We start from the raw sequence: 22,155 nt of genomic DNA, 5'->3' as shown, positions 1-22,155 counted from the left end.
GTATGCGTTATCCAGTGTATACAGAGGCTATTAGATGGCTCTTGATGTATAAACTAATAATGAGCCTATCGAGTTGTTTTAATAAACACTGCGATGCCCATTATTACAGAGCATGTAGCCTAATAGTTTTATGATTTGTGTCAAGAGAAAATGTGAAATACTTTATTTGTAGTCTATTAGGCTGAGCAGTAGCTGTTTGTTAGACAATAAGACGATTTAAGTGCTATTTATTTTTAATAAATGAACAGCTATCAGAAAGACTTTTAGATGTGATGTCAGGCTGTAAAATATTTTTCTGTACTTTTATTAATTCGTTTATTTTGTTGGTAAGTTGCTTGCTGTTTGGAATGTTTTTGCTGATTAGAATATGTAAAATTGCATTAGATAATGGCTTTGGATGTAGGGTGAGTTTTTTTCTGTTATTTTCTGGAAGTTTTTCAATAAGTGATAAACCATTTAACCGGTTAACTACAGCCACTTTAATTCGTTTTGCTAATAGTAGCTTGGTAAGTAATTCATCTTTTCTGACAGTATGTAGTGGTATTTCATATTTTTGTATCGTTTGTTGTAAGGCTAAATTATAAGTATAGCTTTTTGTCACCCCAATGGGGGCTAAAAACCGTAAGTCATCAAGCGTATTCCAGTTTATAGATTCATCAGTAAGATGCATTAACACAATATGTGTTTCGAAAATCGGCTCGGAAACTCTAAACTGTTCGATATATTCTGGTGTGCATAACCAGGATGGTGTGGCGTGATGGCGACCCGCATAGGTTGTTGAAAGTGTTGCTTTCCAGTCACGATACCACATAAATTTTACGTCAATATCTTCAGTCGCAAAAAGCTTTTTCAACGCAATAGCATGGTAGCCATGGGGTGGCTCTTTAGTAAAATAGGGTGGCCATTCAGCGACCGCAAAACTAATGGTTTCTGCTTGTGCTGATAAAGTGCAGCAAGCTATGAGTATGCATATACGTTTGAAAGAGGATGAGCCTAACATCATTTGCTGTTCACTAATATGTATTCATTAAATGGTAGACTATTCATCACATAAGACGAGTGTTTTAATGTGTCACAAAGGTGTTTCAAGCCTGAACTGGAGTCATAGATATGAAGTTAATGGTGAGTATGCTCACAATGTTGCTTGTTTCTGGTTGTCATTTGCTGTCAACACAAGCCACGTTAGATCCTGCTTATAGAGATTACTTTTTACAGGACCATCAGCGGCAGTGTAAACGCGCTGCTGATAATTCGGGCGATCCTAGGGTATGTCCTTGCGTAGCGAACCGTATGTTGAACGAATTACCTGCACAAACCCATGATTGGTTACAACAGGCGTTTATTATTCGTCAACAACAACCCTCAATAAGTCATGACGCTATGTTAGAACAACTAGCCAAAACGACTGGCAAGACGTCTCATGAGCTGCAAAGTGCCATAGAGCAGTCATTAGGCAAGGCATTTGTTGAGGCACAGGCTATTTGTGTAAGGCGCTCACAAGAGTAATTAGGTATTACTAGCCCGTTAAAACCTGTTTGATTGAGTATAATTGTTAAGGTGTTAACGATTAAGGGATATACAAGTGTTGGCTTGTATTGAATTTATAAATATGTCATGTAAATTGGCGGAAGCTTATATTTGACTCGCTATACTACTGTTTTGAAACATCTGTTTTACTTTTGTTCAAAACGCTGTGCGGTAACGTTGCATGTTTATAATAGAGTGAACTACTACACGTTTTGTAAGCTACAAGTTCGGATTCTACTATCATTTGGGGTCTATCCGCTGAGACCAAATATTTGATATAAATAACGTGCATTAAATGAATTAGGTATTATCAATGAAGAAAACTGTTTTAGCACTCACGGCCGCTGCCGTGTTTACCACAGGATGTCAATCACCCAATCCTTATACTGGTGAATCAGAGTTTAATAAAACATCAAAGTATGGCGGAATCGGTGCATTGGCAGGTGCGGCTGTAGGAGCATTGGCAAATGGTAAGCGTGGTGCTTTAGCGGGTGCTGCTATTGGTGCTGCAGCGGGTGCTGGATGGGGCTATTACGTCGACCGTCAAGAAGATGCATTACGTCAACACCTTAGAAGTACAGGCGTAAAAGTCGTTCGTAATGGTGATCAGCTGTCGTTGATTATGCCCGGAAATATTACATTTAATACTGACTCTTATAATATTCAAGCAGGCTTTTATCGTACTCTAAACTCAGTGGGTATGGTTTTACGTGAGTTTGATCAGTCGGTAGTTGAAGTAGTAGGTCATACGGATAGTACGGGTGGACGTGCACATAATATGCAGCTTTCTGAAAACCGTGCGCGTAGTGTGTCTAGTTACTTGATAAATCAGGGCGTACTTGCTAACCGTGTCCGCTACTATGGTGTGGGACCAGATAGACCCATAGCCAGTAATGGTAATCCCCAAGGGCGTGCGCAAAATCGCCGTGTAGAGATTAACTTGCTGCCAATGTCTGGTGTACAGTACTAGTCGTTTTCCAAGATAACTCTTTTACTCGGGGAGGATGCCACAGTGTGGTCATTTGATCAGATGAGGTGTTCCCCCAAGTTGCTAACACCTGGCAGTTAAACTGCTGGGTATAAAGACTCATCGCGGCAACATTTCGCTGTGCGACTTCCCCATAAAATTGACTGGTAGGGAAGCGTTTTAAAAGGAAGTTAAATAACGCATATCCTAATCCCTGACGGAAATAGCTTGGCTGCACGGCCAGTAAAGGAATATAAATCAGTCTTGGCGCAATCTGCTCACAAAAAATCACGCCCTGTAGTTGTTGTCTACGATATATTCCCCAGCTAATGCTATTGGTAGGCAAAGCCAACATGCTTTGATAGGAAGAAGTGCTTTGATACGAAAGTGTCGTTGAATTATGAGCAAAACTTTCTCTAATCAAATCTTCTATACGTTTTTTTTCCTTGCGCCTGCTCGTGTCAATAAGGCGAATTAAAGAAGACTCATTCATTACACATAATACTGCTTTTGATGCTGGAAGCGAAACAAGCTAAGGATTTGCCGTATTCGCTTTGTTCAATATTACTGCTAAAAAAGGTCATTATTAACATTAGCATACAAACTTAAAGGTTATGTGCAGCAAATGTATACCCTTCACGAATGATTTCTAGGTTATCTTCACTCCTCCCCTCAATCACCTATTAATATAGGCTCATGGGGCTTCGTCACTCGATGGCCGCACCTAAAAACCATTCGTATTGGGTATATATGAAATGGCCCTGGTATGTATAAGTAAGCAATCTTAGCACTCAGTGTCAGATTATTTGGGTTTATACTTCTGTATATTGTTCGATGAGCTGGGATTTGCTTGTGAAGTTATTGCTATTAGTCATAGCGTTGGTGAGCAGTGGTTGGGTGCTGTTTTTCAGTGACGCTAAGGCAGAAACCTCAAATACTGATGTGGTGCGCTTAACCAATGGTGAGTGGCCACCTTTTATGTCTGAGCATTATAAAAACTATGGTGCAGCATCTGATATTGTCTCGCGGGCGTTTGCACTTCAAGGTATTAATGTTGAGTACGGTTTTTTTATGTGGGATAAAGCAATGAAATTGGCGGCTGCAGGGCATTGGGATGGTTCTTTAGTATGGACATGGAATCAAGAGCGTGAGCAACTCTTCCATTATAGTGATCCTGTGATAACGTTGCGAACCGTTTTTTTTCATCGGGTCGATACTTTGTTTGATTGGAAAAACTGGTCAGACCTTAAAGGAAAAAAAGTAGGGGCAACCCGGGGGTATTACTATGGAGAAGGATTTAAACAGGCAGAAGAAAGTCAACTGATTGAGGTTGTTCGCCAAGATACTGATTTGCAAAATATCAAGCGGTTACTTCGACGAAAGATAGATCTTTTTGTCGTTGATACAGAAATTGGTTATGAATTATTGAATACCCATTTTCCATCAGGTATTCGTCAGCTAGTCACCAGCCATCCTCGTCCGCTTCGTGAGACGAGCTTTCACTTACTGCTTACCAGAAGTGTGAAGCAGAGCGAATATTGGATGTCTTTATTTAATGTGGGCCTTAAGGAGCTAAAAAATAGGGGAGACTACGATCGTATTTTGGATGATGTAATACAAGGTCATTATCGGTTGAACAAGAATAAATAAATTTTAACCATTAGCAAAATACTTTTTATTATCCTCCAGTTATCTGCCAGCGCATAAAATTTAGACATCATTTCCTGTTAATGAGGCTACACTTAGACCAGAGCGAGTTTAAGGTTTAACTGGAGTTAGGGTTATGATGGTTACCTTTCTGAAAACACTATTTTCTGTTTTTCTGTTAATTAACAGTCTGTTTGCCATTGCTGAGAGCAAGATTAAGCTAACCAATGGTGAATGGCCGCCTTATATGTCTGAGAATTATAAACACAAAGGGCTGATCTCTCATATTGTTGAAGAGGTATTCAAAGCGGAAGGTATAACTGTCGAATATGGTTTTTTTCCATGGAAACGTGCATTTAAAGAAGCCGAGCAAGGGAAAGAATGGCAAGGCTCAGTTGGTTGGAGTAAAAATGCAGAACGTGAACAAACATTTTTTTATACTGAACCCATTATTGAACTAAAAGATGTTTTTTTTCATCGTAAAGACTTGCAGTTTGACTGGAAGACAATCGATGACCTGAAAAATTATAAAATCGGTGCATCCATCGGTTACTTTTATGGTAAAGACTTTGAAGATGCTGAAAAGAGTAAAAAAATCAAAGTGTCTCGTATTTCAAAGGATGAAAATAACCTGAAAAAGCTGGCAGCAGGGAAAATAGACTTATTCCCAGCTACATTGGAAGTAGGATATGAATTAATTGCAGATAAACTACCCGAAGGCACCAAAAATGTGCTGACGAATCATCCTCGTCCAGTAAGAACAACCAATTATCATTTGATTATTAATAAAAAAATTAAAGATGCTCAAAAATATGTTGATGCATTTAATAGTGGACTCAAAAAGCTTAAAGAATCAGGTAAGTATGAGCAATTGTTGAGTGACAGTATTGATGGTAAATACCGTCCCTAATCAACATGGTTTTGAATTTATTGTACATGGGAACAGTAATATATACTTTTTTAGCGCTTATTATCACTTTATCCTTTGGCTCTCAATCGGCGCTTGCTAGGGAGGTTATTCGTATTACCAGTGGTGAATGGCCTCCATTTATGTCTCAGAAGTATAAGCATTATGGTGCAGGCTCTCATCTGGTCACTGAAGCTTTTGCGCAAGAGGGTATCGCAGTTCAGTATGGATTTTATCCATGGAAACGATCCATGAAAGAAGCCCAAGAGGGCAATTGGGATGCGACTTTGTTATGGAGTAAGAATGAAGAACGGGAGGCGTTTTTTTACTATAGTGATTCTGTAATGACTTTACGAACCGTCTTTTTCCATCGTAAAGATATGCCTTTTGATTGGCAGGACTGGTCAGACTTGAAGGGATATAAGCTGGGTGTGACACGAGGGTATTATTATGGTGATGGGTTAAAAAAGGCAATCGAGCAAAAAATTATGGAAGTGGATATAGCAAACTCGGATGTTATCAATCTACATAAACTGTTGGCGGGGCGTATTCAGCTATTTGTTGTAGAGCCTGAAGTGGGCTATGAGTTACTCGCAGAGAATTTTCCAGACAGCAGTCGTGATTTATTGACCAACCACTCTCGTCCATTACGCGAAGGACATTGGTATTTGCTTATTTCTAAAAAAAGCCCTAAAGCATCTTATTGGTTAGAGAAATTCAATAAAGGTTTAAAAAAGATTATTGCTAATGGCACACATGATCAAATTATGGAGGATGTTTTGCTCGGCAAGTATCGGCCATAATTTTTTGTACTGAGTACTAAATTACTAAAGTAAATCAACTTATTCTTCGTCAGCTAAAGGCCATCCATGGCCTCTCGCATGTAAATTTCCTGACTAGATTAGCTATAGCCGGTCAATAGCAGGTTTTCTGCTTGTTCTAACTGCTCGTGATTTCCAGAGATAACGACAATATCATTGGCCAGTAAGGGTTGGTTTCTCCAGTCGTCTAGCTCAATATCATGACGTTTCAGGTGGTGAATTTCGATACCAAAGCGAGCTTCTAAATCGATGAGTTCCAGTGTTTTTCCAATACTGCTGGCATCAGCAGCAAGCTGAATACCATGCAGGAATGTTCTGGGAAGTCCTTTTTTATCAGTAATGGATGTGCGCTCTCCTTGATATAAGCCATGTAGCATTTGATAACGCTCTTGACGAACCGCATCTATTTGCTCACGAATTTGTTCAATAGGTGTACCCAGCATGACTAATACATGTTTTACCATCATTAAGCTGGACTCAAATATTTCAGGAATAACTTCTGTAGCACCCGTATTACGAAGTGATTCTAGGCTTGAGTCATCACGGGTACGCACAATAATTGGAATTTGCTGATTTTTTAAGCGGATCGCTTGGGTGATTTTTTCTGCATTTTCATCAACATCTACACAAATCACAACCAGGTTGGCACGGTCAAGCCCTGCAGCCTCTAATAAATCTGGACGGCGACAGTCACCAAAAAAGACTTTACGCTCAGCCTGGCAGGCTTCTTTAACTCGGACAGGGTCATCATCCATGGCGACATAAGGTAAATTTTGCTTATCTAAAAAGCGGCCAATGGATTGACCTACCCGACCATAACCACATATCAGCGTGTGATTGGTAACGGACTCTATGGCGGCAGCAATAACACTGGGTTCACTATTAAGCGTGGGTAGCTTTTGGCTAGTAAGTTTGTTAATAAACCAGTGGCTATAGCGGATGATGAAGGGTGTTGCTGACATAGAGAGAATAGTGACAGATAGCACCACAGCACTTTGGGTATTGGTTAATAATGTGTGTTGGTTGACCAGGGCAATCAATGCTAAACAGAACTCTCCACCCTGGGCAAGGTATAGTCCCGTTTTTAATGCAGTGCTTGGCGTGTCAGAGTGTTTTCGAGCTAGCCAGGTAATGACAATCCCTTTAAAGGCCAATAACAGTACAGTGAGAACTAAAATAAGGAGCCAGTGCTGCAGAAAGAGCGAAAGGTCTAGCATCATACCCACAGACACAAAAAACAAGCCCAGCAGTACATCACGGAAAGGCCGGATATCGTGTTCAACCTGATGGCGATAATGACTTTCACCCAGCATCATACCGGCAAGAAAGCCGCCTAAGGCCATAGAAAGATGCATCGAGTGGGTAACCCAGGCTGCCAGCAAGGCAATAACCAGTGCGGTTAGTACGAATAATTCTTCAGAACGAACCTTGGCTATTTCATGAAACAGGTGAGGTAGGATCCAGCGTCCAATCAAGAGCATGATACCCAGGAGTAAGCTACTTTTGACAAGCACTGAACCAAGTGCAAACCATAGGTTCTGTTCACCATTACCGGCGAGTACAGGGACAAGAATCAGGAAAAAAACGGCAGCAATATCTTGAAAAATTAAGACACCCATTGTTTGCTGGCCAACAGGTAATTTAAGCTCGTTGCGACTGGTTAATTCTTTCGAAACAATGGCCGTGGAAGACAGCGCTAAACCTGCTCCCAAAATGAGTGCGATAGGAAGTGGCAGGCCCAGTAAGAAGGCGACAATGGCAATACCTATTCCACAAAGTAAGACTTGATAACCACCCAGTCCAAATACAATACGCCGCAATGCCCACATATGAGCAAATGAAAACTCTAAACCAATTGAAAAAAGCAGGAAGACCACACCCATCTCAGCTAATAGTGCGATATTTTCTGACTCAGCGATGGTCTCTGTAGCCGCAGGTCCCAGCAATACACCCACAATAAGGTAACTTAAGGTAGCGGGTAATCGTAAGCGATGAAAAACAGCAATAGCGATAACAGAGCAGATAAAGATAACCAGTAGCTGGTTTAAAAGTGAAAAATCCATAATATTTCCGCTAACCAAATTACCCTAGGCGAATTAAGGAAACTTTCTCAAGTAGTGAACAGATAAAACTCAAATTAATACCTTAACACTTGATCCAAGGTATAGACTACAGATGTTCAGTAAATACTTCCTAAATGGCTTGATCAAAATGACTCCTTTTTTTAGTCACGACGCAAGTGATCTGAAACCGCTATGGGGCTTTTGAAGTTGAAGACAACCACATAAGAAGAAACCAAGAAGGTAATGATTGTCGTTGCTTGGATGACGTGAGACGCTTCGGTACCAATTTGCTGTGTACTGGCTGCAATATAAGCGATGAGTATGGAAAACTCACTGACTTGCCCCAGACGAAATCCCACTTCCCATGAGGTATGCAAGGGTTCTTTGAGCCATTGTAGCAGGTAGCGAAATACCCAAGGTTTTAGTATGAGGGCCACAATACTGAGGATTAATGCCGGTATGATTACTTCATCTAACAGGGATAAGTTAAAACTGGCGCCGACAGAAAAGAAAAACAAAATTAGAAAAAAGTCACGTAATGGCTTAAGGCTGATGGCAATGTATTGTGCGATAGGGCTAGTCGCGATGGTAATCCCCGCAATAAATGCACCAATTTCTGCCGATAAGCCAACATAGTTTGAAAGCTCGGCGAGTCCGAGACACCAACCAATAGCCACTAAAAATAAGTATTCATGAATACGGTCAAACTGTTGCATAATCGGTAAAATAATGAACTTGACCGCCAACCATGCCACAAGAATTAATATTGGAAGTGCTGCCAGTGCTATCGCTAGCTGAACACCACTACTGTCTTGTTGTTGATGGCTATATAAAAAGAGCAGCACAATAATGGCTATGACATCCTGCAGTAACAGAATACTGACTACCAGTTCACCAGTATGACGATGATGAAGCACCGTCGTAGGTAACAGTTTGATGCCAATGATTGTACTGGAGAACATCATGGCAGAGCCGATAATGACGGCTTCCAGTGTGGAGAAGTCAAAGGCAATGGCAATAAAGTAGCCCATGGCGGCAAAAATAATTGAGCTGGCAATACCGATAACCGCGCTTTTACTTAACATGCCTACTAAATGACTCGGTTGCATATCCAGCCCTAATAAAAAGAGCAGAAAGATAATGCCAATATGGGAAATATCTGATAATAGTCGGGTATCACCGATCCACTGCAAACCATAGGGTCCAAGTAAAGCGCCCAGGACAATATACGCCACCAGTAGTGGTTGCCGAGTATAAAGTGCTATGGTGGCTAACAACGCAGCGCCAGAAAAAATGAGGAAAAAAGAAAATACTAGCGACCCGTTGTCCATACTTGCCTCGTTACTCGCAATAGTGAGTGTTACCCTTGGTCTTTATGTTTATTCCTAGTGTACAGAAATTATTTAATAACAAAATGTACATAAAGTTGCTACTACCTAGCAGGCATTTTTAACTGTAGTAGATAATGGTGCCATACTGGGTATGGCACCATTATTGTCATAATAAACAGATAACTAAGGCAGGAGTCGTTTAGTGTAGACGGTGGCGAAATAGTGGCTGGGGGTGGTCAGTGGCCGCTTGATAGCTAACGGAGAAGTCGTTAAGCCCTCGTAAAGCTTCTTCTGGATCTTTTTCTGCCTGAAGTTTAAAAGCATCAAATCCGCAACGTTTTAGATAAAACAACTGATCATGTAGGACTTCACCAATAGCTCTTAACTCTCCCTGATAGCCCAAGCGTTCACGTATAATCCGTGCAATAGAGTAACCTCGGCCATCGGTAAATGATGGGAAGTTGACGGCAATAACTGCAAGCTGGTGAAGGTAAGGCGAGAGTGCTTCGGGTTCATGGTGACTGTCAAGCCAGACACCAATAGTGCCTGGATGTTGTTCAAGCAGTGAAGGGTTTGCTAAAAAGTCATCAACAGGAATGATACTGTGTTTAGCAAGTACATCACCTTCTGTATAAGTTGCGTAAAAGGTATAAGTATCACTGATAACTGTTTGATTTTTAATTATTACTGGCATAAACGCGATCCTTAAAAGGCTGGATGCCAATACGACGATAGGTGTCAATAAAAAGTTCTTCTGGCGTACGGTGTTTAAGATAAACATCAATAATGGATGTAATTACATCTGGCATCACATCACGGGCAAAGGAGGGACCTAAAATTTTGCCTAAACTGGCATCATTGTAAGCTGAGCCACCTAGTTGGACTTGATAAAACTCCTCACCTTTTTTATCAACACCTAAAATACCAATATGACCCACATGGTGGTGACCGCAGGCATTCATGCAGCCTGAAATATTGAGGTCTAAATCACCAATGTCATGTAAATAATCCAAATCATCAAAGCGACGCTGAATTGCTTCGGCAATGGGTAAGGATTTGGCATTGGCTAATGCACAGAAGTCTCCGCCAGGACAGCAGATAACATCAGTGAGTAGGCCGATATTGGGGGTGGCAAAGCCAAACTTTAAGGCTTCTTGCCACAGTGTGTATAAATGATCCTGCTGAACATCAGCAAGGACTAGGTTTTGCTGATGGCTGACACGGATTTCTCCAAAACTATACTGCTCCGCCAGATCTGCAGCAGCCTCAAGTTGTTTGTCTGTGGCATCACCAGGTGCTTGTGCTGTTGCTTTCAGTGATAAAGTGACGATGGCATAGCCTGGCACTTTATGGCCAGTTACATTACGTTGATACCAGTGTCGAAAGTTTGGGTCTTGCTGAAGGTGTTGCTGGAGCAAGGCACTTTCTGCAGGCAAGTCAATATAATCTGGGCTGCTAAAATGCTGACTGATTCGTTTGATTTCTGCTTCGGTCAGGGTCTGAGGGCCATCTTTGAGATGTTGCCATTCAGCATCAACCTTAGCCCGAAAGGCTTCAGCACCTAGCGCTTTGACTAGAATCTTAATACGTGCTTTATACTTGTTATCTCGACGACCGTAGCGGTTGTAAACTCGCAAAATAGCTTCTAAGTAAGTTAGCAAGTGCTGCTCAGGGAGAAAACTGCAGATTTCTGTACCGATCATTGGCGTACGACCTAAGCCGCCACCGACTAGCACACGAAAACCCAATTCTCCATGACTGTTTTGCTCGACATGTAAACCAATATCATGCACTTGAACAGCAGCACGATCCTGTTTGGCGCCATTGATTGCAATTTTAAATTTACGCGGTAAGTAAGCAAATTCAGGGTGAAATGTTGACCACTGGCGAATAATTTCACAATAAGGCCGAGGGTCTACCAGTTCATCAGCCGCTACACCTGCAAACTGATCAGTCGTAGTATTACGAATACAGTTACCACTGGTCTGTATGGCGTGCATTTCAACAGTAGCCAGCTCCGCTAAAATGTCAGGGACTCGCTCTAACTTAGGCCAGTTGTATTGCACGTTTTGTCGAGTACTGAAGTGAACGTAGCCTTTATCGTAGCGACGGGAAATTTCAGCCAACTTACGTATTTGTGGAGCTGAAACCATGCCATAGGGGATGGCGACACGCAGCATGGGTGCAAAGCGCTGGACATACAGGCCATTTTGCAGGCGCAATGGTAGAAACTCAGCATCAGTCAGTTTTCCCTCAAGATAACGCTGGGTCTGATCACGGAATTGAGCGACTCGCTCAGCGACGATTGTTTTATCGTAGGCGTCGTATTTATACATAATGCTCGCTTTCAGCCTGTACAATCTGGTGAATGGGTATAATAAGTCAAGGCATGTTTGCCTAAAGCGTTATTAGTACCAAACGAGTTACAAGGCGGCAGTCAAAATTAATATGAGTAACTTAGCAGAACCTATATATTCGATAAATGAATATTTTTCTATATATCTAGAATTAATTGATATAGATGACGCATAGCAATCTACTAGCAATGGATCAATCTAGCTATGGATAGGTAGTGTACATGTGGCGTATATCTAAGATACACTGTCGAGGATGCTTAAGGAGATAGCATACCCAAGGGTAAGGGTATAGGAATAATGAAAAAAACAGGTCAAGGAGAAGAGCCGATGAAAGAGGAAACATCATCAAACACAGATGGTCGTATCGACGCAATTGCGGTTATTGCATTAATCATCATTGCGGTTACCGCTATGGTCTACTGGGTGAGTGGACAATAAAACACTTTACCCTTAAAGCACGATACCCTTCGCGAATCAATTATAGGGTTTGCTGTATTTGCTCTTATTATTCCCTAAAAATTCTTCGCTATGGGTATATTGCTAAATATAATTATTTAATCAATAGATACGACAGATATGATGCACTGCAAAATATCTGCAATGTTGTCAAAGCCTTGTCATAGTTAATAGTTTGTTAATTAAGGACTTTCCCTGTTGTATCTATCTAGGTTTGTTAACTTCTTATAGTCTAGAGTGCTTTGAGAGCGACTTGAACTAAGCCTACCATGACTAGAATAAAGACGGCTGTAAATAGAATACCTACCAGCACGTAATGAAATGGTTTGCCCTGGCTAAAATCTTGTAGTCTTTTTTTCTGACTTTGTACACCAAATGCAGCCGCAAAGACACTTTGTAGTACGCCAAAAAAACTGACAGGTTTGTGCTGATCTGGACTATCTAGTTTAGGTGGCTTTTTAGTGTTGTTGCGAGAGTCTTTGAGCTGGGCGTTAGACTCCGTAATTATCGATTGACGATCCATGTCCATCAGTTTTGCTTCCATTGATTCTTTGAGTTTATAAATCATCCACTTTTGTATCGAAATAGTATGTAAGGCGTCAACCAATATTTATGCGTTGATTATCTGGACGATTTCATCGGTGGTTTTTAGCCGCTTAATGCGTTCGAATAAGCATTGTGCTTCTGTATGCTGAAGCCGTAAGTAACTTAACCATTGCTTTATGCGCTGCGGGTAATAGCGGCATTTGTCATGCTGGAGATCGTAAGTGGTATATTGCCATAAAAGGGTTTTTATCTGTTCCCAGTTAATTGGCGACTGTTGTTTTTTGATGACGGCTGGTAGATTGGGTAAAGCTAAGGCTCCACGACCAATCATTAAATCATGACACTGGGATAACGTCTGGCATTGTTTGGCATCTTGATCAGTCCAGATCTCACCATTGGCAATCAAGGGAATATTAACGACGGCCTTGATTTTGGCCAACCAGTGCCAATGGGCAGGAGGGCGATAACCTTCTGTTTTAGTGCGAGCGTGTATGATGATTTCCGTTGCTCCTGCCTCGGCAACAGCACAGGCATTTTCTAAGGCAAGCGTCTTGTCTTCATAACCGAGTCTCATTTTTACACTTACTGGCAACTCCTCTGGTACAGCACTGCGCACTGTAGCAACGATACGGTACAACAGCTCAGGGTCAGTCAATAAAATTGCACCACCTCGGCTGTTGTTAACCGTACGGGCAGGGCAGCCAAAGTTAAGATCAATACCGGGGGAGCCAAGCTCTACAGCGCGTAGTGCATTGGTAGCCAGCCACTCAGGGTGTTGCCCCAGTAACTGGATTCGAACAGGAACGCCTGACAAGGTTTTTCCTTGCTGGTGTAGTTCGGGGCATAAACGATAGAAGACACGGGGAGGGAGAAGCTGGTCAACAACGCGAACAAATTCAGTGATGCATAAATCGATGCCGCCTAATGATGTCAACAGATCACGCATTAAATAGTCAACAACACCTTCCATTGGCGCAAGGAATAAGCGCATAAACAAACCTATAAAAAGTGGGATTCTAACAAAAACATGTTGTTTTTTTTAGTGGGTTTTGATGTTTCAGTGTGTTGAAGACGCTGCCGTGTAATGGACTGTTTAAATATCAACTAAACCTTTACTGAACGCCCTGAAGAGTATGTCACTCAGCAGAGGCAATAAAAAAATCTTTGTGCAGTGAAAGCTTTGTTGATAAAGGCAGGTCCTTAGTACTGACTTTTATTGATTTCAGTCAATAACGTTTATTTGATTGTCTACACTGCATTGTGAAGTATTAATTCAATAGGAACCTTATGATGAAAAAGACAGCAGCATTATCTTTAGCCGTCGGTACACTTGTCGCAATGTCAAGCATTTCTACAACAGCTGTTGCAGGAAAGCCAGGCATGGAAAAGTGTTACGGTATTGTTAAAGCGGGTAAAAATGACTGTGGTGCTAATGGACACTCCTGTGCAGGACAAGCTGCAAAGGATGGTGACGCTAATGAGTGGATATTAGTGCCTGAAGGAACATGTGACAAAATTGTTGGATCAAGTACTGAGCCTAAAGATAAGAAGTGATGAGCGTACTTTCTTATCAAAACCATTGCAGGAAACTTCCTGCAATGGCGGGTATAGGTTTAAGACAGCCTCATTATGATGATTTTTTTAGCCAGCAGCCAAAAGTAGGCTGGGTTGAGGTTCATCCTGAAAACTACTTTGATATCCATAGCCCGCCTGCTGAGTGGTTATTAAAAATACGGCAACAGTATCCCTTAAGCCTGCATGGCGTTGGACTATCGCTAGGTTCGACGGATCCATTATCTGAAGAGCATCTCGCTAAGCTGGCAGAGTTGATCGCTATTTATGAACCGGCACTGATTTCTGAACATTTATGTTGGACTTCCCAGCAGGGCATTTATTTTCAAGACTTACTGCCATTGCCTCAAAGCAGTGAGGTTATTACACATCTTGTTCAGCGAATAGGGCAGGTACAAGATTATCTTAAGCGGCCAATTGCGATTGAAAATGTATCCAGTTACATACAAGTACCTGGTGGTGAAATGACAGAGTGGGAATTTTTACTATCTACCGCTAAACAAGCGGGCTGTTTAATTCTGTTGGATATTAATAATATTTATGTAAATGCTCAGAATCATGGTTTTTCAGCTAAAACCTTTATTGATGCAATTCCAGCTGATTGGGTAGCAGAAATACATTTGGCTGGACATACCTCTGTGACTTTAGAATCCGAAACAATATTAGTGGATACCCATGGTGATGTAGTGTGTGATGAGGTATGGGAGCTTTATCGATATGCTATCGCAAAGTATGGTCCTAAACCGACATTAATCGAATGGGATACAGACCTGCCTTCTTTAAACTGCTTAGTCGGTGAAGCGAATAAAGCACAATATATATTGGATAATGCGTATGACTGCGCTTCATGATTGGCAATGTCAATTTGCTCAATGGTTATTATCAAGCGATACACAGCAGGGCAACATCCAGCAATCAGCGTTAACAATAGGGCATCTAGAGCGATTAGGTCTCTATCGCAATAATGTCTTTGCTAATATAACGCATTCGTTGCAGAGTATTTTTCCTGTGCTGGAGCGACTACTTGGAGCATCCTGTTTTTCGTCACTATGCCACTGCTTTATTCAGCAGAGTCCTCCCGAAAAAGCAGCACTTAATCACTATGGTGGCCAGCTTGCTGATTTTATTTCATGCCAGGCTGCATTTAATGAATATCCTTATTTATCAGATGTTGCAAGGCTTGAGTGGGCTGTACATAGGGCATTTTTACAACCTAAGCTAAAATCCATTGACTCAAATATTTTAGCGTCTTTGGTAAACCATAATTTACTGGATATTCATTTATTTTTAGCCAGTAGCGTACAGCTTGTGAAGTCTAAGTTTCCAATTTTGTCAATCTGGCAGGCTAATCAGCCAACCGTTGTTAACTCGCCGACAGTGCACTTAGTAGAAAAGGACGAATATCTAGTTGTTTTTAGAGAGGCTGATCACTTTGTTATTGAGCCAATACCATCAAGTGAGTGGTTGTTTTTACATGCAATAGATCATACAGCTTCTCTAAACCAGGCATCTGAGCATGCTTTTGTGAGTAGTGCTGATTTTGATTTAGCTGCAAGCTTACAAAAGTATGTTGGCTCTGGTGTTATTGCTGAAGTACTGCCAGTAGTGGCAGATAATAATGGGAGTACGGGTAATGTCGAATAAATTGTTATGTGTTTATTGCGGGTTATGCCAAAAGAGTAATATTTATGTGGCTCCCATGGTGGACTTGGCGATGCGCTTATTTATCGGCTGGGTTTTTTGGAAGTCAGGTATGACTAAGTTTAATGGTATTGACCAAGCGATTTTCCTTTTCGAATATGAGTATAATGTACCACTACTATCGCCTGATATTGCCGCTTATTTAGCGATGTCTGCTGAGTTAGCATTGCCTGTATTACTTTGGCTAGGGCTTGGTACTCGTCTTGCGGCTGCTGGCTTAGCTATCATGACACTGGTTATTGAGATTTTTGTCTATCCAAATACTACAGAGCATTATTATTGGTTGCTGATACTTGCAAGTTTATGGTTTCGTGGTGGGGGTGCATTATCTTTAGACTATTTGATTTCTCGGCGTTTAGTTAATAGCCAGAGTAATTAAGAGTAGTTAGCTGTATCTTGTTTATAAAAAAGGCGTATGTATTACGTCTTTTAATATTTAACATCTTTAGACCATCCCAACATAAAGACTTACCTATATCCATACCACTAAACACATTAAGTCTAAACACAAGTAGGAAAACCTGTTATATCCAATCTAAACCATGATATTGAGTTTGTTTAGCTAATTCCTCTCGCTCTGTTAAGATGTACCCTGCCGTTGTATTTACATTACTATGGCCTGCAAACACTCTGACTTTTTCGAGATCTAGTTTGTGTTGATTCAACAAGTGAGTCAGTGCAGTATGACGTAATGCATGAAACCCCTTACTAACAATTGACTGCGCCATATGCGAGTCAATACCTGCTTGCTGCTCTATTAAGCTGATAATCAAAGACTTGTAAAAGGTCCTCAGTTGGCGTGTACTAATATTATTGCCGTAGAGAAGAGGTGTGTGTTGTTTAATTGGCTTAACGGAAGGGGCAAAAGGAAATGTATCAAATGCAGTTAATTGCTCTGGTGCTCCATGGATTCGACGAAATCGATAAATACTTTCCATCACCATATCATTCAGTGGAATATTCCTTCTTGCTGAGCCTTTACCCAGCACTTCCCATGTATAACCAAAGTCTGTTTTATAAATAGAGTCATGGGTATGAGTGCATAATTCATGTTCCCTTGCGGCAGTACCATAAGCAATACTAATAAAGTAGCGTGCCCGCTCATAATACAACTGTTGTCGTTGAGTTGACTTGGGTAGCCGTTGTACTGCGTGACAAATAAAAGACCATTCATCTAAACTGTATGCCCCCTGAGACCCGTGGCCTTGTGCATACTTTTCACCGAGTTTTTGCATCCCGGAAGCAGGATTCCGATCTAAATAACCCTGTTGGTGTAAAAAGCTCAGTAGCGAGGCAATAACCCGCATAATATTGTCAAAACCACTGCCTTTTTTTACAGGAAATGGAAATAACTCTGCAATGGTATACGAGGCTTGGTTTGGAGCACAGCGCCAATGTGAGGGTGGCGCTTGCAAAAAGGGATAGTACTGCTGTAGATCTTTCAAAGTAAGTTGCTTGAGTGTTATACCTTGTTGCCAATTGAGCCAGGCCAGGAAACGTTGGCATTCTCGTTGGTAGCGACGCAAAGTGTGTTCAGAGCGTCCACCACGCGCTTGAAGAAAAATAGCGATTGCTTCTACATCATTATTTGCACCAATACCATTATTTGAGGGAGGTGAGGGTAAATGTGATAGGGTGGATGTCTCAGCTAAAGCTGTGATGCTTAATTCAAGTGGCTTCATTCTGGTTTGAGCTATAAATCAACTGACTCTCGAAGTATTCTATATTAGAGAGATGCCAGCTGAACCACAAGAATACTATAAATAATTTGTATAGGCCTTAATTTAATATTCGCCAAGCTGCTTGACACATTTGCTGACGGAATCAGGGTCGCTGCATGCATCATAGTCAAAATAGCTTTGCATCCACTGGCGGTATAGTCCTTTTGAATGAATATCCCCTAATTCATCCCATATTTCCTTAACAAATGTAGGGTACTTTGTTTGCATCTGTTTGGAAAACATCAAGTACATTGGAATAGTTTCGACAGGGATGGGTTCCATCACTATATCCTTAAAGCGGTCATCCTTTTCCAAAAGTGGTTTTGCGATTGTATAGAAGCCAACAAAGCCCGCTAGGTGTTCTTTTTTTACTCTTAATAGTAGTTTTTCCTGACTAAAGTCTTCGACAACATCAATACCCATATTATTAAGTGTATCCACAATAGAAAAACCCAGTGTTGCTCCCAAAGGGCCATTTAAATTTTCAAAGGCTGCACCATCCCACGTAATTGGAGCATCTTTTAGCTTAAATAGATGAAAGCTGTTGCTAATCATTTTTCTAGTGGTATCGATTTGGCCGTTTTTGAAAGGGTAAACACCAAATTCTAAACGCTTTTGTAGGTAGACTGAGTGGAAGGTGGCATCAATACTATTTTGTTTAAGTTGCATTAGGCAACGTTTCCATGGGGAGCGGACATGGACCACATTAAAATGATACTTCTCGGCCAGATGTTGGATGATTTGCAGGCTAATACCTGGCTTTGAGCTCACAATAGGCTCGTCCTTTGTATTGAGCACAAAAGGAAAATTTGCTTTAGGTATGTAACAGAAACTGATCGTAGCAGGCTTATCAGTTGTTGCTGCACTACCTATTGATGAAACGATTAGAAGCAAAGCTATGTAAAGCCAATGAGTACTCATTCAGGGGCTCAGTAATAAACGGCTTCATGAATTAACTATACCCTTCACGAATGATTTCTAGGTTTTGTTATCTTCATTCCTCACCCCAATCACCTATTAATATAGGCTCATGGGTAATATAGACTCATGGGGCTTCGTCACTCGATGGCCGCACCTAAAAACCATTCGTATTGGGTATATATACTAATAATGACCACACCTCCATGAGTAATCAGAGTAGCAGTTAATTCTAGCGGTAGCTTGCTTTACCTGTTTAAGGAGCCACAGGTTCTGTGGTCGATGCAGTTTCCACTTCAGCAGAAGCATCTAACTCTGCTTGAAACTTCTCAAAGACCTTATAGTGAGTTTCTGACATGGGAAGGTCAGCAAGTGCTTGCCAGGCAATTTCTCGTACAACCCAGTCTTCATCATCATTTTTAACAAGATCTGCAAGTGCACTGGCAACAGATTGATCTGAGTATCGAGATTGTGCAAGGGCAAAAGCGGCACCAGCACGAACATCTGCTGAGTTGTCCTGTAATGCGTCAACAACCGGGTCAAGGTTTTCCCTATCATTAGCCCAGTTAGCAACAGCGATCATTGCGCGTCGACGTAACTCAGGATCATCATTTTGCGTTAATGGTTTTAAGGTATTAATTATTTGAGTTGTTTCTTGTGGGCTTGCAGGATGTTTTGGTAACGCATAAAGGGCTGCCCCCATAACGTTTTTATTGGCTGTACTGGAAAGAAGCTTGATAACATGGCCTCGCTGTTTTTCTCCATAGATACCCAGCCTTGCCATTAGCTCTAACCCGGCAATTTTCTCTTCTGATGTGCTTCCTTCCACAAGCTCTAGGGATGCCGCTTCAACTTCAGGATCTTGAATGACACCCAGTAAAGCGCCTAAGATCTGACCTGTTTCTGAATTTAACCCATTTTTAAACTGTGTAATAGCCCATTTTAGTGCAGCTGGGTTATGGCTCATTTCATACAACAGCTGTGCTTGAAGCGCACTTTGAATGCTTTCTGCATAAGGTGATGGTTGATTAAGGGCTTCTTCTAATTGACCAAATAAATCCTTAGCCATTAAAGCCTTGGGTGGTTCAGTCACTTCTGATGTTTGTGCTTCAACTTCAGGCTTGGGGATGGGAGTTGTTAAATCTGGCTTGTTTTCAGCGAGAGTAATAGCCGATATGTTAGGATCAGAACACGTATTAATAGTGGTATCTGATTGAACTACAGCAGGAGAGGGAGGGACTGCTGGTGTTGTGGTAGTGCTTGAATGTCCCAAATAAAAACCAACTACAGTACTGATCAACGAAGAGCATAACACAGTTGCGCTAAGCTTCATGTTCAGGTTCATTTTAATCTCCTACGACTGAGACACTCTCTTCCTTTAAGATATATGCTTAAGATGAACATGCGTTGAGTGTTCATCCTGAAAACTGTCATAACGTGTTAATTTATTCTTAAATGAAAATGATCATGGTGGTTTGGCCAACACATGACGTATGATAAGCCAGACTTACCGGGTTTCTGCCGGCATTCAGCTCTTCGCTTACCTGCATAACGAGGTAGCATGCTGAACATGTTTTTGTCATTGAAAAAGACTAAGTTAACTTTGAAGTATTTTTGCAGATAGCTATTAAGAAATTCTCGGCTGCGTTTGTATGAATAACTATTTTTATAAATCGTTGAGCCTTGGCGAAGCCCGTCTTTTCTAATAAGCCGAATATCAACATCTATACCTTTACGGTGACTTGCATGGCCTCGAATAAAACCACCTTTTTGAAAGGATATATCACCAATCCCAATTTCTCCCCAGGTTGGCTTCTCTTTTTTCCACGCGGCGGCAACACGTTGCAGTCCATAAACTAATCTAGGCTTTCCCCAAGCACGTTTAGCTGATGTATAAGTATAAAAGCCACGGCCTCCTGCAGGCATTTGGATAAAACTGGTTTTGGATTTAGGACGGGAGGAGCTAACACCGTTTAAGTATTTGCCATGAACCCAACGTTCATTGCCATTAAAAAATATCTTAAACCAAGGCCCGCGTTTTATAGAGTAAGCCCATTCGGCCCCTTTGCTCGTTAAGTTTACAACACGATAAGAGGTGCCGGGACCACTTCGAACTTTCAACTGTGTTGCGGTAACAACGCCATTTGGTAAGCTGCTTGAAACAACATACTGACCATAAACCCAGCCAGCCTGATTATTAATCCAGATTTTGTGCCAGCCACTGCTTTTAGCAATGGATACATAGACCTGATCTTGACTGATACGACCGATGATCTTATGTTGAGTACCAGGCCCGCTTCTCACATTAAGTGCTGTCGCGTTGACCTTAATGCTCTGACCACCATATGCGCTAACACTGATTAAGCTAAAAGAATACAGCAATACTAGGGTTAATTTTTGTAGTAATGCTCTGCTAGCAGTTAACTTCACTTGCATAAATTAAGACCTATTGCCAACAGCGACTCATGTTTGAAAAATAATTGAAATCGCGAACACCCCAGAAAAACGATACGACAAATCCCCCGTATTTTTTTAACTGTGTTGTATTGCTTGTGGTTTTTGCCATATGGGGGTAAATGCATGCTTTTACTGATACGTGTAGTGTTGATTGAGTTGGTAGGTGTATAGAGTGCAAATAAAAGAAAAGAATGTATATGAAGTATGTAACAGACTGTTCAATTGTTATTTTTTTATAAAACTTATTAATCAATCTGCTATTGATGTCTCTAAAATTTTGCAACTTAAGTCTCGTAATATCTGCGATATTGCAAGGCTCGAATGGTTATAAGCCTGGATGTATCCACACATTTCTAATGTGCAGGACAATTACTGTTTCGGGGCAACTAGATGCAGCTGTTTTAGGAATGGCTCTTTGAAAAAATGGATTGGTTAAAAGCAAGGTATAAGAATAGTTTCAGTTTTTACTGTTAGGCACTAGGTTTTCGTTGCTTCAAATACCTGCCAATAGCAACCAAATCGATAGGCTTGGTGTAAATGCCAATAAAGTGGAGATGTGTCTAATCCACTTAATGTCTGATAGTCACCAAAGCTCGCGAAGCTTAAATAGCATTGACCGTTAGTCTTTAGATAAAAGTGGACTTGACTTAAAAAGTCATCATATAGTTTTTTTATGTTAATAGTTAAATAATCCCAGCCACCTTCAAGGATTGGAAGGTTGGCAATGATTACATCAAAAAGCTTGCTGTTTGCTGGTAATGCTTCAAAGAGATAACCCTGATAAACACAAATATTATCTACTTGGTGTCGGGCAATATTTTCTTTGCAGTTTGCAATGGCTACTGGGTCAATATCACAAGCAACGACTTTTCTGGCCCCCTGAAATACTGAGTAAAGCGCTAAAATACCACTACCAGTTCCAAGATCAAGCACAACTTTTTCAGAGAGGTCAGGCAGTTTAGTTAATAGAAAACTAGTAGAGTGGGTCAGCTCCGTGCTTGGACAAAAAACTTGTTGATAAACAATGATGGGAATATTGGCAACGCTATAACTTTTAGTGAAGCGCTGTTGATTCGCTGTGAGCCAGAGTTGGCAATAGGTTTCTTGAGAAATATTTTCTGGAATACGCACGATTGCTCCCTGTGATTAATCAGGTGCTTTCTT

Annotated in this window: 22 protein-coding genes; 9 read left to right on the top strand and 13 right to left on the bottom strand. The window is 41.1% G+C overall.

What is annotated here, in order from left to right; all coding sequences use genetic code 11:
- Nucleotides 1-223: 223 nt before the first annotated feature.
- The gene (locus KHS79_RS20810) at nt 224-1,003 is read right to left on the bottom strand and encodes a substrate-binding periplasmic protein (protein ID WP_094787254.1); all 780 of its coding nucleotides are present in this window, start codon (nt 1,001-1,003) and stop codon (nt 224-226) included.
- A 107-nt stretch (nt 1,004-1,110) separates the two neighbouring features.
- Here KHS79_RS20810 and KHS79_RS20805 point away from each other — a divergent pair, with 107 nt between their 5' ends.
- Both KHS79_RS20805 and KHS79_RS20800 read left to right on the top strand, forming a co-directional pair.
- Nucleotides 1,111-1,506, top strand: a complete 396-nt coding sequence (locus tag KHS79_RS20805) for a hypothetical protein (RefSeq protein ID WP_212721600.1) — start codon at nt 1,111-1,113, stop codon at nt 1,504-1,506.
- A gap of 334 nt (nt 1,507-1,840) precedes the next feature.
- On the top strand, nt 1,841-2,497 hold the full coding sequence (locus KHS79_RS20800; RefSeq protein WP_027710110.1) for an OmpA family protein: 657 nt from the start codon (nt 1,841-1,843) through the stop codon (nt 2,495-2,497).
- Here KHS79_RS20800 and KHS79_RS20795 read toward each other — a convergent pair.
- Nucleotides 2,463-2,987 carry a GNAT family N-acetyltransferase gene (locus KHS79_RS20795; RefSeq protein WP_212721596.1) on the bottom strand — a complete coding sequence of 175 codons (525 nt, stop codon included), beginning with the start codon at nt 2,985-2,987 and terminating at the stop codon, nt 2,463-2,465. The two genes, KHS79_RS20800 and KHS79_RS20795, sit on opposite strands and share 35 nt — an antisense overlap.
- A gap of 359 nt (nt 2,988-3,346) precedes the next feature.
- Between KHS79_RS20795 and KHS79_RS20790 the strand changes: the two genes are divergently transcribed.
- The 3 genes from KHS79_RS20790 to KHS79_RS20780 all read left to right on the top strand — a co-directional run bounded on the left by KHS79_RS20790 (nt 3,347) and on the right by KHS79_RS20780 (nt 5,851).
- Entirely contained in the window at nt 3,347-4,144 is a 798-nt protein-coding gene (locus KHS79_RS20790) for a substrate-binding periplasmic protein (protein WP_212721593.1), read from the top strand.
- Nucleotides 4,145-4,277: 133 nt separating this feature from the next.
- Entirely contained in the window at nt 4,278-5,051 is a 774-nt protein-coding gene (locus KHS79_RS20785) for a substrate-binding periplasmic protein (protein WP_212721590.1), read from the top strand.
- Between the two features lie 26 nt (nt 5,052-5,077).
- On the top strand, nt 5,078-5,851 hold the full coding sequence (locus tag KHS79_RS20780; protein ID WP_212721588.1) for a substrate-binding periplasmic protein: 774 nt from the start codon (nt 5,078-5,080) through the stop codon (nt 5,849-5,851).
- 98 nt (nt 5,852-5,949) lie between these two features.
- Here KHS79_RS20780 and KHS79_RS20775 read toward each other — a convergent pair whose 3' ends face one another.
- The 6 genes from KHS79_RS20775 to KHS79_RS20750 all read right to left on the bottom strand — a co-directional run bounded on the left by KHS79_RS20775 (nt 5,950) and on the right by KHS79_RS20750 (nt 13,613).
- Nucleotides 5,950-7,932, bottom strand: a complete 1,983-nt coding sequence (locus KHS79_RS20775; RefSeq protein WP_212721586.1) for a monovalent cation:proton antiporter family protein — start codon at nt 7,930-7,932, stop codon at nt 5,950-5,952.
- 161 nt (nt 7,933-8,093) lie between these two features.
- The gene (locus tag KHS79_RS20770) at nt 8,094-9,263 is read right to left on the bottom strand and encodes a cation:proton antiporter (protein ID WP_094787261.1); all 1,170 of its coding nucleotides are present in this window, start codon (nt 9,261-9,263) and stop codon (nt 8,094-8,096) included.
- A 199-nt stretch (nt 9,264-9,462) separates the two neighbouring features.
- A complete protein-coding gene (locus KHS79_RS20765) occupies nt 9,463-9,957 on the bottom strand; it encodes a DUF934 domain-containing protein (protein ID WP_212721572.1) in 495 nt (164 codons plus the stop codon).
- Nucleotides 9,941-11,599 (bottom strand): nitrite/sulfite reductase, encoded by a 1,659-nt coding sequence (locus KHS79_RS20760; protein WP_212721569.1) that lies wholly within the window; start codon nt 11,597-11,599, stop codon nt 9,941-9,943. The genes KHS79_RS20765 and KHS79_RS20760 overlap by 17 nt, the downstream gene beginning before the upstream one ends.
- A gap of 709 nt (nt 11,600-12,308) precedes the next feature.
- The gene (locus tag KHS79_RS20755) at nt 12,309-12,644 is read right to left on the bottom strand and encodes a DUF2970 domain-containing protein (RefSeq protein WP_233468535.1); all 336 of its coding nucleotides are present in this window, start codon (nt 12,642-12,644) and stop codon (nt 12,309-12,311) included.
- 42 nt (nt 12,645-12,686) lie between these two features.
- Nucleotides 12,687-13,613 carry a tRNA-dihydrouridine synthase gene (locus KHS79_RS20750; RefSeq protein ID WP_212721566.1) on the bottom strand — a complete coding sequence of 309 codons (927 nt, stop codon included), beginning with the start codon at nt 13,611-13,613 and terminating at the stop codon, nt 12,687-12,689.
- Nucleotides 13,614-13,909: 296 nt separating this feature from the next.
- Here KHS79_RS20750 and KHS79_RS20745 point away from each other — a divergent pair, with 296 nt between their 5' ends.
- From KHS79_RS20745 to KHS79_RS20730, 4 genes are read left to right on the top strand one after another with little or no spacing between them, the layout of a single operon-like run.
- A complete protein-coding gene (locus KHS79_RS20745; protein WP_230413378.1) occupies nt 13,910-14,176 on the top strand; it encodes a BufA1 family periplasmic bufferin-type metallophore in 267 nt (88 codons plus the stop codon).
- Nucleotides 14,176-15,045 carry an MNIO family bufferin maturase gene (gene bufB, locus KHS79_RS20740; RefSeq protein WP_051311638.1) on the top strand — a complete coding sequence of 290 codons (870 nt, stop codon included), beginning with the start codon at nt 14,176-14,178 and terminating at the stop codon, nt 15,043-15,045. Before KHS79_RS20745 ends, bufB begins: the two co-directional genes overlap by 1 nt.
- Nucleotides 15,029-15,838: an HvfC/BufC N-terminal domain-containing protein gene (locus KHS79_RS20735; RefSeq protein ID WP_212721563.1), complete on the top strand. Its 810-nt coding sequence runs from the start codon at nt 15,029-15,031 to the stop codon at nt 15,836-15,838. Before bufB ends, KHS79_RS20735 begins: the two co-directional genes overlap by 17 nt.
- A complete protein-coding gene (locus KHS79_RS20730) occupies nt 15,828-16,274 on the top strand; it encodes a DoxX family protein (protein WP_157365536.1) in 447 nt (148 codons plus the stop codon). The genes KHS79_RS20735 and KHS79_RS20730 overlap by 11 nt, the downstream gene beginning before the upstream one ends.
- Before the next feature lie 145 nt (nt 16,275-16,419).
- Here the strand turns inward: KHS79_RS20730 and KHS79_RS20725 are convergent, their stop codons facing one another.
- The 5 genes from KHS79_RS20725 to KHS79_RS20705 all read right to left on the bottom strand — a co-directional run bounded on the left by KHS79_RS20725 (nt 16,420) and on the right by KHS79_RS20705 (nt 22,122).
- Entirely contained in the window at nt 16,420-17,577 is a 1,158-nt protein-coding gene (locus KHS79_RS20725) for a tyrosine-type recombinase/integrase (RefSeq protein ID WP_212721558.1), read from the bottom strand.
- Nucleotides 17,578-17,679: 102 nt separating this feature from the next.
- On the bottom strand, nt 17,680-18,387 hold the full coding sequence (locus KHS79_RS20720) for a substrate-binding periplasmic protein (protein WP_212721556.1): 708 nt from the start codon (nt 18,385-18,387) through the stop codon (nt 17,680-17,682).
- Nucleotides 18,388-18,790: 403 nt separating this feature from the next.
- Nucleotides 18,791-19,879 carry a HEAT repeat domain-containing protein gene (locus KHS79_RS20715; RefSeq protein WP_212721553.1) on the bottom strand — a complete coding sequence of 363 codons (1,089 nt, stop codon included), beginning with the start codon at nt 19,877-19,879 and terminating at the stop codon, nt 18,791-18,793.
- A 95-nt stretch (nt 19,880-19,974) separates the two neighbouring features.
- Nucleotides 19,975-20,970, bottom strand: coding sequence for a penicillin-insensitive murein endopeptidase (locus KHS79_RS20710; RefSeq protein ID WP_027709359.1), 996 nt, complete (start codon nt 20,968-20,970; stop codon nt 19,975-19,977).
- A gap of 498 nt (nt 20,971-21,468) precedes the next feature.
- A complete protein-coding gene (locus KHS79_RS20705; RefSeq protein ID WP_212721550.1) occupies nt 21,469-22,122 on the bottom strand; it encodes a 50S ribosomal protein L11 methyltransferase in 654 nt (217 codons plus the stop codon).
- Nucleotides 22,123-22,155: the final 33 nt, after the last annotated feature.

Source organism: Zooshikella ganghwensis, assembly GCF_018263875.1.
Classification (GTDB): Bacteria; Pseudomonadota; Gammaproteobacteria; order Pseudomonadales; family Zooshikellaceae; genus Zooshikella; species Zooshikella ganghwensis.
Note: the sequence above shows the minus strand (reverse complement) of the source record. Positions and strands in the feature narration are given on the sequence as shown.